The organism is Lysinibacillus sp. FW12, from assembly GCF_050817245.1.
Taxonomy (GTDB): domain Bacteria; phylum Bacillota; class Bacilli; order Bacillales_A; family Planococcaceae; genus Lysinibacillus; species Lysinibacillus irui.
On record NZ_CP139094.1, the window covers coordinates 1054821 to 1068269 of the forward strand.

Consider the following 13449-nt stretch of genomic DNA (forward strand, 5'->3'; position numbering starts at 1 on the left):
TTTATTAAATAAATGATAGAAAATAATAATATAGAAAAACAAATAGGGAGTGATTCTAATGAATGATATAAAATTCGCCCATGATATCATGCAAGAACATGAAGTAGAACGCTACTTTGAAATATGGCGGGAAAGTGTTATTAGATCACGCCTTACAATAACAGCAGTCTTTTTAAAAAGAGCTAATTCTACACAACCAAATGAAACCACGAATGATCAAGTTACCTCATTTTTACAATCGAAAATACGTAAGACAGATTTGCTTTTTCAATTATCCGATGGAAATCATTGGGGTATCTTTTTTTTACAAAGTAGTGATGTAGAAGCTAAAGCATTTTTAAAACGAATATTTGCCATCCTAAAAGCAGAACGGAAGTTTCAACATATTGCATTAAAGGCCTCTATAACAGAAATAAGAAATAATAACGTTATCTTTGAAGAGTTGTTAAATAAAAATAAACAAATGCTATCAGAGGATGAGCAATTAACGTGGAGTATAGCAGAAGTAAAAGATTATAGTGAGCAACCAACAGAATTAGTGAAAGTTAGTATTATTGAACAGAACGCTATTTTTAGACAAGTATTAGAGTCAACGCTTAACCAAATAGATATCCCTCATTTTACTCTGGATGTAAAGGCTTATGAGGATGGTTATAGCTTTTTACAATCAGATGATTATAAATCAGGGCATATGCATCTAATTCTTATGAATGATATTTTACCTCTAAAAAATGGCTTAGAAATATTGCATATCTTGCGACATATGCCAAATGAAAAGAAATTTATTATTTATATGATGTCAGAACGCAATTCTGAAGGGGCAGCGCTTAATGCTTATGAAGGCGGTGTTGATGAATATATTGTCAAACCATTTAATTTACGTTTGCTCGAAGCCAAAATTAAAAGAACTTTTGCGAGGTTTTGGCTATGATCAAGCTGACTATTTCTACGCTTTTCGCAATAATTTCCTTCTTACTAGTTGTGCTCTTTATCTTTTTACTGTATTTACTTGTTCAGCGACAGCGTGAAAGCTATTTTGAAAAAGTTCGTGACCGTTATTTACAAAATTATTCTCAACTTTGGTATGATTACTTATTCAATAACGCACTATTTAGTATCGTATTGGTACCTCGAGGAAGGGCACAAGTAGAAGCTATTGAAAGAATTTTTTCATCCTATTTAAAGAATATAAGGAATGAACAGTTGGAACTAAAAATTAAACAATTCTCCAATCAATATTTAAAAGCATTCTACGAAAAAGATTTATCAAGTAGACGATGGAGTATTCGAATGAATGCCCTTTATCGAATTGCAGACTTACAAATAGATCAATTGCTAACGAAGTGCCAAGAATTCGAAAAAAATAACATTACAGATGAAGAACATTTCCAGTTATTAAAAATATACTCCCTTTTCCAACCAGATTTATTTATGGAGAAAATAAAAAATTCCAATGTAAATTACGCTGAAAGTGAATATAGAAGACTGTTTGTATTATTAGATGATAATGTATTTATTCAATTTTTCCATGATTTTAATAGCTTGCCAGCTAATATGCAATTTGCTGTTATTGATACTGCTGCTGTAAAAAGAAAGATGGAGTATTTGGAGGAGTTAAAAAAATTATTAGACCATGATACGACGGAAATAAACATCAGAGCATTAAAAGGCCTTTATGAAATAGGTATTATTGATGAGATGGATCCCTTTATCCCTTTTGTGACTTCAGAAATGTGGGAAGCAAGGTTAATGGTTGCCAAAATTTTTAAGCATGTACCGCTTACTTACACTTATAGTTATTTAGAGCAACTTCTTCAAGATGAGAATTGGTGGGTACGTTCTCAAGCGGCAAAGACGATTGTAGAAGATCGACATGGTATAGCTAAATTACAGCAATTCATTGAATCCTCAAATGACCAATATGCAATTGAAATGGCCCAGGAAATTGCAGCGAGAAAAGAGGGGAAGTAAATGAAAATAATTGACTATTGCATGATGTTTTTTGGGGGCATTATTTTATTTTATATGCTGTTCGTTATCGTTTCATATTGTACAATGTTCATCATTGCTATGCTGGATTTAAGAAAACGCTATCGTCTCGATCTATCAGAGTATGATGATGCACATATAGATGCTTTTTATTCAAAACCAGTGTCGTTACTTGTTCCTGCTTACAATGAAGAAGTAGGGGTTGTAGATACAGTTTATTCATTATTGAATTTACGTTATCCTCAAACTGAAATTATCATTATTAACGACGGGTCTACAGATCAAACCCTTCAAACGGTCATCGAACATTTTCAAATGAAGCCAATCAACAAAATTGTCCGAACTAACATCCCTACAAAAGATATTAAGCAAATATATGAATCTGAAATCTATAAAAATTGTATTTTAGTTGATAAAGAAAATGGTGGTAAGGCTGATGCGTTAAATGTGGGTATTAATGTCTCTCAATATCCGTATTTTTGCTCCATTGATGGGGATTCCATTTTAGATGAAAAATCCTTGCTGCGGGTGATGAAGCCTATCATTTTATCTGATGGTGAGGTCATTGCAGCAGGTGGTAATATTCGTATTGCAAATGGCGCAAAGATGCAGTTTGGCTCAATTTATGAGACTCAATTACCTAGTAATTACTTAGTAATCATGCAAGTAATCGAATACTTGCGGGCATTTTTAATGGGGAGAATAGCCTTAAGTAAATTCAATTTAGTCCTTATTATTTCAGGAGCATTTAGTGTTTTCTCTAAAAAATGGGCTGTTGAAGCAGGTGGATATTCAACCAATATTATTGGCGAAGATATGGAACTTGTAGTGAATATTCATCGACTTATAAAAGAAAAAAAGAAAATAAACGTATTGAATTTGTACCCGACCCAGTTTGCTGGACGGAAGCACCTCAAACATTAGGGGTACTGCGCAATCAACGAAGAAGGTGGCATCAAGGGTTATTTGAAAGTCTATGGAAGCACAAAAAAATGACTTTGAATCCTAGATATGGCATGATTGGATTTCTTTCGTTCCCGTATTTTTGGCTAGTAGAATGTCTAGGGCCTCTTGTGGAGTTAGGTGGATATATTTATATTGTCATAGCCTTTTTCTTAGGGAAAATTTATTATGAAGTTGCGCTCATGCTGCTACTACTATTCGTTATTTATGGTGTTATTTTTTCAATAGCGGCAGTATTGTTTGAATCGTGGAGTATGAATACGTATCCGAAAAAACGAGAGTTGTTACGTATGATTCTTTTAGCGTTTACAGAAATTTTTTGGTATCGCCCACTAACATTATTCTGGCGCTGTGAGGGATTAGTTCGTTTTGTCTTAAGAAAAAGTGAATGGGGTAATATGAAACGTGTCGGCATTGCTGAAAAGGAGAAAAGTGTATGAAACGAATCTATATAGGGATTATGGTCGTACTAGGCCTCATGATAATCCCTATTGCATGGTGGTACTTGGAAGATGAGAAACAGCTAAATGTAGCCGTTATAGATAAAACGGTTCCGAATGAGTCTTACCGAGAGCACTTAGGGGTGAATTGGTTTTTAAACCATTATAAATATAGATTAAATAATGAACCTTATGACGTAGAACGCGATTACTATGGAACAGCACCAAATGATGAAACTAAAAGTGTTGTAGAAAAGAAGTTGCCAAATGATTATAGTGACTATGATGTTATTTATTTGGCAGATACGTACGGAGTTTATAAAGATGATTTGCAACAAACAAAACGTTTAGGTGAACGTTCTGAAAAAATTGTTGGAGGACTTGAACAGAAAGAATGGCAGGCAATCGTCGAACGCTTAGCCAGCAAAAAGAAGAGCATGTTAATTGCTGAGTATAACACGTTTGCTTCACCAACATCAGAGGAAGTTCGTAAAGAATTACAGGATTATTTAGGAATCACATGGTCTGGCTGGATCGGGCGTTATTTCGATGAGCTTGATTATCATAAAAATTTAGAAATACCGCAATGGGTTATCGATGAACATGGCGATAATTGGTCATATAAGGGTGGAGGATTTTTACTATTTAATGAAATAACAGAAGAGCTACTTGTACTTGAATTGGACAAGCATGTTAAATCTGCAGGTATTCAAGTACAGTTTACTGAAAATGGTAAAAAATTCTTTCATTCATCTGCAAGGGCGCAATACGATTATTGGTTTGATATTATTACACCTAAATATGCTGAAGATGCTCTTGCAAATTATAAATGGGATTTAACGAAAAAGGGAACAGAGCTGTTAAAGGCTAATGGTATTCCAGAACAATTTGCAGCAATTGTAGGTCAAGATAAGCGCTACACATCTAGTTATTATTTTGCGGGAGATTTTAATGATATCGCAAGGGTACCAAATATTTATAAGATAAAAGGGTTACCAACAATCTATAAATATGCTGAGAAGTATGCAGACAGTTCGTTTTATTGGTCCATTTACATCCCGGTAATGCATAAAATATTTGATTCATTTGAGAACAAAGAGGTTCAGGATACTGTGAATCATGAGAAATTAAACTATAATGCACGGATTCAGGGACAATCTTTTGAAGTGCGAAGAGACGGCAAATGGGAACCAATCGTATTTAAGGGTGTCAATATCGGAATGGGGAAACCTGGTGCCTTTCCTGGAGAAGCAGCAATTACTGAAGAGGAATATTATCTATGGTTTAAACAAATAGCAGACATGAATGCTAATACGATACGAGTCTATACATTACATCCACCCGGCTTTTATAGAGCACTTGCTAAATATAATGAAGAACATCCAAAAAATCCATTATATGTTTTACATGGAGTTTGGATTAATGAAGAGGGCTTATCAAATTCATTGGACGCCTATGATAAAGATACGTTAGAAGATTTTCAATTAGAAATGAAACGAATGGTAGATGTCATTCATGGAAATATCTATGTGGAGCCTCAACCAGGACATGCATCTGGCTTGTATGATGTAGACGTATCAAAATATGTTATAGGATGGGTATTAGGAATCGAATGGTATCCACATATGGTTGTTGGAACAAATGAAAAACATGCAAATATTGGTCAATACAACGGTACTTTTTTTGAAACAAAGGATGCCTCTCCATTTGAGCATTGGCTAGCAGAACAAATGGATCTTGTGTCAGTTTATGAAAAGGAAAAATATAACTGGCTACGTCCAATGAGTTTTACGAACTGGGTCACAACTGACATTCTTGAACATCCGTCAGAGCCATCTGAGGATGAAGATTTAGTAGGGGTCAATCCAAATGTTATTTATACAAAAGGAGAGATGACTGCACCGGGACAATTTGCTTCCTATCATGTGTATCCTTACTACCCTGACTTCTTTAATTTTGATAAAGATTATTTAAATTATGTCGATTTCCGAGGGAATAAAAATAGCTATGCAGGTTATTTAAAAGAGCTCCATGAAGCTCATAATATGCCAGTTCTTATTGCGGAATTTGGTATCCCTGCATCACGTGGTAAAACACATGATAATGTATATGGTTGGAATCAGGGGCAAATGTCAGAACAAGCACAGGGAGAAACACTTCAACATTTATTTGAGGATATTATGCATGAAGGGCTCATGGGAGGACTTGTTTTTACATGGCAAGATGAGTGGTTTAAACGAACGTGGAATACGATGGATTATGATGATCCGAATCGTCGACCATTTTGGTCCAATGCCCAAACAAATGAGCAACAGTTTGGTTTATTAAGCTTTGATAGAATGAAGGTAAAAGTAGATGGCGAGACAACGGAATGGATGGGTAAACAGCTATATGATACTACACCAAACAATCCAACAGATTTTGCAGTAGACTATGACGAGCGCTATTTGTACATTAAATTAAAAAGTGAGGAGTTAGCCCAAACCTCCCCTCGCATTTTATTAGATGTTGTACCAGATCAAGGAAATACGTCTGCTACATCTATAAAAAATATGACGTTTTCAAATGGTATTGATTTTATAGTTGAGCTCAATAAAAATGGTGATTCTCGGGTTGTTATTGATGAATACTACGATTTTTATGATTATTTATATGGCCACCGTTTAAACTTAGTTGCTCCTCGAATGGCTAATGCTATGAAAAATAGTGGAAAGTTCGCCCCTATTTACTATGTGTTAAATAAACAACTATTTTTACCTGAGCAAAATAGAACGACTGATTTTAGTATTTATGAAACAGGAAAATTACATCAAGGAAATGCTAATCCAGAAGCGAAAGACTATGATTCTCTAGTTGATTATACTTGGGCTGAAGATAATGTTATAGAACTTCGCATCCCTTGGTTATTGATTCAAGCCAAAGATCCAAGTCAACGTGAGTTTATAGGTGACCTCTATAAAGATGGTAATCAGGCTTCCGTTAAAGTAGACAATATTTATATTGGTGCTTTATTTGTAGATAAAGAGAACAACGTTGTTCAATCTATGCCAGCAGCTACTAATGGTGTTTTACCACCACTGTCTGCTTATACATGGGAAACATGGCAAGTACCAAAATACGAAGAGCGCTTAAAACAATCCTATTATATTTTACAAAAATTATTTAAAGCATATTAAAGAAGCTAAGGGTAGATTGTTCTGCCCTTAGTTTTTTATTATTTATCAATCCCCTTAAGTGTCGGTGGACAACCGGCGATTAAGGGGATTTTTAGAATTGTAGAAAGAAAAAGTTTTCTAAACAAAGTATTTTTATTTTACAGTTAATGGTTAATGTAAAAGTATTGTAAATGGATATTTTTATAATGAAAAAACGATGTATTTATTTAAATGATAGGTCTTTAATACCGATGATGTAATTGTTTAGAAATTGTTCAGTTTCAATTAGTACTATATAAACGTTAATAAATTTATTTTGAATGATATGTAATCCTACTGATCTATTTCGACTAAAGAGACATATGTAAGTTTGAATGTTGAAGGGGGCTTTTTACAAAGAATGACTGGAATTGAACCATTACTTTATGGAATACTTTCCTCGGTTAAAATAACGAAAAATTGAAAAACAGATTAATTAAAGGAGTAATTTTAATGACAATCGAAACGAAATCACTGAGTACAGCTTTATTGAAAAAAATTCAAACAAAAAAAGCAACAATTGGAGTGATCGGACTTGGCTATGTAGGTTTACCGTTTGCTGTGGAAATGGCTCAAAAAGGATTTAAGGTTATTGGCTTTGATAAGAATCAAGAAAAAATCAGACAGTTGCAAAATGGTGAAAGTTATATTGCTGATTTACCGAGAGAAAATATAGAGCAAACAATCGAAAGTAAACAATTTGAAGCAACTAAAGATTTTTCTATGCTTTCACAAGTAGACGTTGTGATTATTTGTGTACCTACACCTACTACTGCTGATGGGACACCTAATATTTCATATATCGAGGAAGCAACGCATGCTATCGGACAAAATATTAAAGCGAGTGCGCTAGTTATTCTTGAAAGTACGACTTACCCTGGGACAACAGAAGAAATGGTCCAGCCTATTTTACAAAAATATGGTTTTGCTATTGGTCAAGATTTGTTTTTAGCGTATTCACCAGAACGTGTTGATCCAGGAAATAGCACCTTTTCCGTGTCGAATACACCTAAAGTCATTGGGGGAATAACAGCCACATGCCTAGAATTATCAAAAATTTTTTATGAAACAGTCCTTCATACACATGTGTGTACTGTGACAAGCCCTAGAGTGGCTGAAATGGAGAAATTACTTGAAAATACTTTTCGCCAAATTAATATAGCCCTTGTAAATGAGTTAAGTCAGATTTGCTATAAGATGAACATTGATATTTGGGAAGTTATTGATGCAGCTTCTACAAAGCCGTATGGTTTTATGCCATTTACACCAGGGCCAGGAGTGGGAGGACATTGTATTCCAGTCGATCCCAAATATCTACTATGGGCTGGGCAACAACATGGTATCTCTGCAACGTTAATTGAAGCAGCTGATAAAATCAATGACTCAATGCCCAACTTTGTAGTCGAGAGACTAAGTAATTACTTACGTATTCAAAATAAAGAGCTGTATAGAGCCAATATTGTTGTCATTGGTGTCACTTATAAGCCTAACATAAATGATTCACGTGAATCGCCAGCACTTCATGTTATTCAACAACTACTAGATAAACAATGCCAATTAACGATCATTGATCCTTTTATACAAACATTCTCTATCGAACAATCGCATTTCGATACGGTTGCATTAACAGCACCAATAATCCAACAAGCAGATGCAGTATTAATTTTAACGAATCATACAACTATTGATTACTCTTTAATTGATCAACAAGCTTCTTTAATTTTTGATACACGCAATACCCATTTTTTGTTCGAAAATAAAAATTATTACAAATTATAAGGGGAATTCATAGGAAATGAAACTACTAAAACTATGTGGTCTGCTCATCATACTATTCTTAGCAGGATGTCAGACAGCGACCCAAGAAACGATTCATCCCATCGATTCTTCTATAGAGGTTAAAAAATCTGATGGAAGTAAAAGTGATGTAATCAGTCATGCCAATATTGTAGTGCCGAAAGTATCGTTAACATTTAATGGCTTAGCAGATAACGACACGATGAAGTTGCTATTAACGAAACTAGATGAATCCAATATGAAGGCTACCTTTTTCCTGGACGGAATGCGTGTTGCTCAGGAGCCAGAGCTTGTGAAAGATATCTTAAAAAGAGGACATGAGGTGCAAAATGGTACATTAACATTTCCAGATGTATCGACTTTGAATTATGAGCAAACGTATGAAGAAATTATGTTAACCAATCAAATTTTTGAAGAGCATTTAGGCTATACACCAAAATTTGTTCGTAGTCGTTCAGGCGACGTTACCGATAATATGCGCTTAGCAGCTAAGGCGCTTGATATGAAAGCTGTTATTGGATTATCTATTAACCCACTTGATAGAAAAATGCAAAGTGCTCAGGAGCTGATTAATTATATCAGTAAATATATTGATAGGGGCTCTATTATTCATCTCAACACATACATTAATCCAGCCATTATTGATGCAATACCATTATTAGCTCAATTAGCTAAAGAACGCGAGTATACTATTACTACCTTAAGTGATCTATTAGATGAACGTTATTTAACAAAGTCAGTGGAAGAGATTGCTGGATATGATGCTGTCAGTCCCAATTTAAATTATGAGCAAGTCCAGCCAAAATTATATTATCGAAAAGAGACAACCAAAAAGGAAATAGCTATCACTTTTGATGATTGGGCACATGAAAAAAGAGTAAAAGAAGTGTTGGATGTATTACGTAAATATAATATCAAAAGCACTTTTTTCCTAATAGGAAGTGGAGTAGAGAAGAATCCGCAATTAGCGAAGATGATTGTAGAGGAAGGACATGAGGTAGCAAGCCACTCCTATTACCATTTAGATGTTACAAAGATGACACCAGAAGACTTACAAGCGGATTTAGTGAAGGCACATCAGGCATTAACCTATGCATTACAAGAGCCGCCACTTCTTTATTTCCGACCAGCTCAAGGAATCATGGATGAACGAACAGCTAAAATCATTACTGCTGCGGGAATCAAAACGATTGCTATGTATGATATCGCTTCTTTTGATTGGAATTTAGATTACTCAGCACAAGATATTTACGACCGGGTGATTTCTAGAGTTGCGCCCGGAAAGGTCATTGTTATGCATATCCTAGATGGGACAAACACGGTAGAAGCACTTCCACTCATCATTGAAAAACTTCTAGAAGATGGTTATAGCTTTAGCAAAATGTCAACTTGGATTGAAGAAGATTCAAATAGGGATGTGAATGAACAATGAAAACAAAAAAAGAAATCTTAACGATACCACGCTCTGACCGTAGGATTCTTTCAAATATTCCCGATCCCGAAAATGTAAGGAGCCTTGTGAATCGTCGTGGAGCATCCTATCAGAAAGAGGAAATTGATCCGACGGATGTGAATGAAATTTATCGACTTCAACAATTGAGTTTACGCTACGAAACTCATTTTGAGGTTCATATTAAAAGGGCAAAACGCCAAGTGAGCGTAGAAAAACTTTATGCAGAGGATATTTCGGTAACGGGTATCCTCGTTTACTCTAATCAACCTCATCAATTTTTAATAGATGAAATTTTAACAATGAATTTCACTATACCGGGTGGTGCAATGCCTGAGGGCTATGAAGCTAAAGTGAAGTTAAAGGCTAAGGTTGTCCGTTATTTTACAAAAGAAGTGGATGGAGAACTACGTTATTATGCTGCCTGTGAATTTTTACAGCCTTTAAACGAATATATGACAAAAAAACGTTGGGGCATTTCTATTTTTATGGCCAGTTTATTTTTATTGGTCGTATCGCTTATTGTCATGTTAATGAGAGCAGAAAGTGTGATTTACTTTAGGTTTAATAAATTTTTATATCTTTATAGTATTATTGCAGCAACATTTCTATTAAGTAGATATTTATTTGGTATTTTTTATAAAAGTGTACCGATCAATCCAAAGTTTGAACCAGGTGTCTCCATTATTATCCCAGTCTTTAATGAGGAAGAGTGGATTCACCGCACGATTTCTAGTTGTATCAATCAATATTACCCAGTGGATAAATTAGAAGTAATCGTTGTTGATGATTGTTCAACGGATCGTACAGAGGAAAAGGCAAACGACATGATTAACCTTATTCATCAGGAGGGTGAAAGATTTAAGACGAATGATCGATTAAAGTTTTATAAGCTTCCGCAAAATGGTGGGAAAAGGGAAGCGTTAGTTGCGGGTGTTCATCAAGCAAAGCATGATTTAGTTGTTTTTGTGGATTCAGATAGTTTTTTAGAGCCACATGCAATCCGCAATTTAGTACAACCTTTTCAAGATCCTAAAATGGGCGGTGTGGCTGGTCGAACAGAGGTTGAAAATAAATTTACGAATGCGCTAACTAAATTACAAACGGTTCGTTATTATATTGCCTTCCGTATCATGAAAGCAGCTGAATCATGGTTTGATACGGTTACTTGCTTATCAGGACCACTAGCCTGTTACCGAAAAGAGCTAATTTTAAAAAATGAAACAGCTTGGCTTAATCAAAAATTTCTTGGTCAGCCAGCAACTTTTGGTGATGACCGTAGTATGACGAACTATATTTTAAAAACACATCGAACAGGCTATCAGGACAATGCCATTTGTTCGACAATTGTTCCATCTGACACAAAAGTTTTTCTATCCCAGCAAATGAGATGGAAACGTTCTTGGCTTCGAGAATCATTGCGCGCATTTTTATTTATGTGGAAAAAAGAACCGTTTATGTTCCTTTTCTTCATTATCGGTTTAATTGTGCCGATTGCAGCACCGATTGTCGTTGTTTATAACTTAATTTATGTACCAGTCATGTATGGTATTTTTCCTACAACGTTTTTAATAGGTTTACTATTAATGGCCATGCTAATGAGTTTGGCTCATCTATTCTTTAGAAAAAGTAAACTATGGGGATTTGGTTTTATCTTTGTCCTTTATTATGAATTTATTTTGCTATGGCAGATGCCAGTTGCTTGGGTGACTTTTTGGAAATCTACATGGGGGACAAGGGAAACACCACAGGATGTTCTAGCGAAGGAAAAGAAAATGGAAAAGCAAAAATTACGAAAATCCCGATTTTCGATGTTGAAAATTAGAAAAAAGGGTGAGAAGGAATGAACGGAAAAAGTGTAGAGCTTCAGCCAGCTAAAAAAAATCGTCGGAAAATCATTCGTTCGATCGCTCAATTAATTATAGTAGTATTGTTAGCTGTCATTTTAATTAAAGCTGTTTTTCTAACAGAGAAAAGAGGAGCTGAAACAGTTCCATTAAATAATAAAGAGGGTTTTATTGCCCTTTCCTATTTTGGTGTCAGTAGAAATGAATCACCTAAATATGTGTCTAAAAAGAATTTAGAAGAACAATTAACTTTGTTAGAAAAACAAGGGTATCAAACTATTACTCAAAAGGATATTTTAGACTTCTATCAGCATGATAAACCATTGCCGGAAAAAGCTTTGTATCTATCATTTGAAGATGGTCGTACAGATTCTAGTATTTTTGCTCAAAATATTATGGAAAAATTAAATTATAAGGCAACGATGTTTACGTATGCCAATAAAATGGATACAACCGATAATAAATTTTTAAAGCCTAAAGATTTAAAGTTGATGGAAAAAAGTGGTTATTGGGAAATGGGCTCCAATGGATATAGGTTAACTTATATTAATATTTTTAATGATAAAGGACAGTCCTTAGGCGTCATCGATGAAAACAACGTACCGAATAAAACAACAATAGAATACTATAATCACTATTTAATGGATTTTATTCGTAATCAATATATGATACCAAGTGAAACTCGACAAGAGATGGAGGCTCGAATTAAGAAGGACTACAATTTAATGCAGGATATCTATCATGAAGAGCTGGGGGAAGTCCCTAAAGCCTACGCAATTATGCATGCAAACTCACTTTATAACAATATGGATCCTCTCGTGGAAAGTGTCAATAACAAAGAAATTAAGGACAAGTTTCGTATGCATTTTAATCGAGAATTAGGGGCCTACAATGATAAAGAGGCAGATCTTTATAATTTAAGCCGATTACAAGTATCGCCATATTGGTCAACCAATCATGTGATGATGAAGATCAGACAGGCCAGTAGACAAAACGTACAATTTAAAATAGGAGATCGGGAAGTAGCTCAACACTGGGAAGTGATAAATGGTGCGGCAGAATATGAAAATAATGAGATCACCTTAACTTCAGCTCCATCAAGTGAAGGCAGAATTCTTCTAAAGGAGCAACTGCCAGATCAATATAATGTGAATTTTGCGTTTAAAGGGAATGTGGTTGGCCAACAAGCTTTCTATGTAAATTATGATGAAAAAACAAATAGTTATTTACGAATTGCACTAGTCGATAATGAGATTGTAATAAGTGAAAAATTACCAGGCGGGGGAATTGTCGAAAAAGAACGCTTTCCCTTAAATGAAATTAAGTGGAATGAAGAAGAATACGCATTTAATAAAGCAACAGTTTACACTTACCATGATACGCAAAAAGGGTCACGTATAGATGAAGAAGAGTACCCAAGAAACCTAACGGAAAAAAGAGTATTTAACATTGCTATAAATAAGGATAAAATAGAAATAGATGTAGATAATGTATTATCCGAGACCGTTCAAATAAATCCGAAATTACAAGGGGCACAGATTGGATTTGGTGCGTTGTACAGTAATAAGAACACTTCACATGAACAGTATGCAGATGATATTTACGATACATTAATTGAAGATATTTTGATTACAGATAAAAACGATCAAACTATTTTTACGAACCAATATACGAATTTCGAGAAGGTTAAGTATAAATCCACTGCGTTATTTAATCATGTCGTTGATTTCTTTATCGAGACCTTCTAAATCGGGGTGAAATTAGAGTCA

7 protein-coding genes and 1 pseudogene are annotated in these 13449 nt (G+C 34.7%); all 8 read left to right on the plus strand.

What is annotated here, in order from left to right; translation table 11 throughout:
• Positions 1-58 precede the first annotated feature (58 nt).
• The 8 genes and pseudogenes from SJW71_RS05375 to SJW71_RS05410 all read left to right on the plus strand — a co-directional run bounded on the left by SJW71_RS05375 (position 59) and on the right by SJW71_RS05410 (position 13428).
• Positions 59-931 carry a response regulator gene (locus SJW71_RS05375; RefSeq protein WP_322611050.1) on the plus strand — a complete coding sequence of 291 codons (873 nt, stop codon included), beginning with the start codon at positions 59-61 and terminating at the stop codon, positions 929-931.
• On the plus strand, positions 928-1971 hold the full coding sequence (locus SJW71_RS05380) for a HEAT repeat domain-containing protein (protein ID WP_274794278.1): 1044 nt from the start codon (positions 928-930) through the stop codon (positions 1969-1971). Before SJW71_RS05375 ends, SJW71_RS05380 begins: the two co-directional genes overlap by 4 nt.
• Positions 1972-3392, plus strand: a pseudogene (locus SJW71_RS05385) (glycosyltransferase family 2 protein).
• Positions 3389-6568: a hypothetical protein gene (locus SJW71_RS05390; RefSeq protein ID WP_431811842.1), complete on the plus strand. Its 3180-nt coding sequence runs from the start codon at positions 3389-3391 to the stop codon at positions 6566-6568. Before SJW71_RS05385 ends, SJW71_RS05390 begins: the two are co-directional and overlap by 4 nt.
• Positions 6569-7039: 471 nt before the next feature.
• Positions 7040-8365 (plus strand): nucleotide sugar dehydrogenase, encoded by a 1326-nt coding sequence (locus tag SJW71_RS05395; protein ID WP_431811843.1) that lies wholly within the window; start codon positions 7040-7042, stop codon positions 8363-8365.
• A gap of 16 nt (positions 8366-8381) precedes the next feature.
• The gene (locus SJW71_RS05400; RefSeq protein ID WP_274794274.1) at positions 8382-9815 is read left to right on the plus strand and encodes a polysaccharide deacetylase family protein; all 1434 of its coding nucleotides are present in this window, start codon (positions 8382-8384) and stop codon (positions 9813-9815) included.
• Complete coding sequence (locus SJW71_RS05405; RefSeq protein ID WP_312505871.1) at positions 9812-11680, plus strand: glycosyltransferase family 2 protein; 1869 nt, start codon at positions 9812-9814, stop codon at positions 11678-11680. The genes SJW71_RS05400 and SJW71_RS05405 overlap by 4 nt, the downstream gene beginning before the upstream one ends.
• Complete coding sequence (locus SJW71_RS05410) at positions 11677-13428, plus strand: polysaccharide deacetylase family protein (protein WP_312505870.1); 1752 nt, start codon at positions 11677-11679, stop codon at positions 13426-13428. Before SJW71_RS05405 ends, SJW71_RS05410 begins: the two co-directional genes overlap by 4 nt.
• Positions 13429-13449 lie beyond the last annotated feature (21 nt).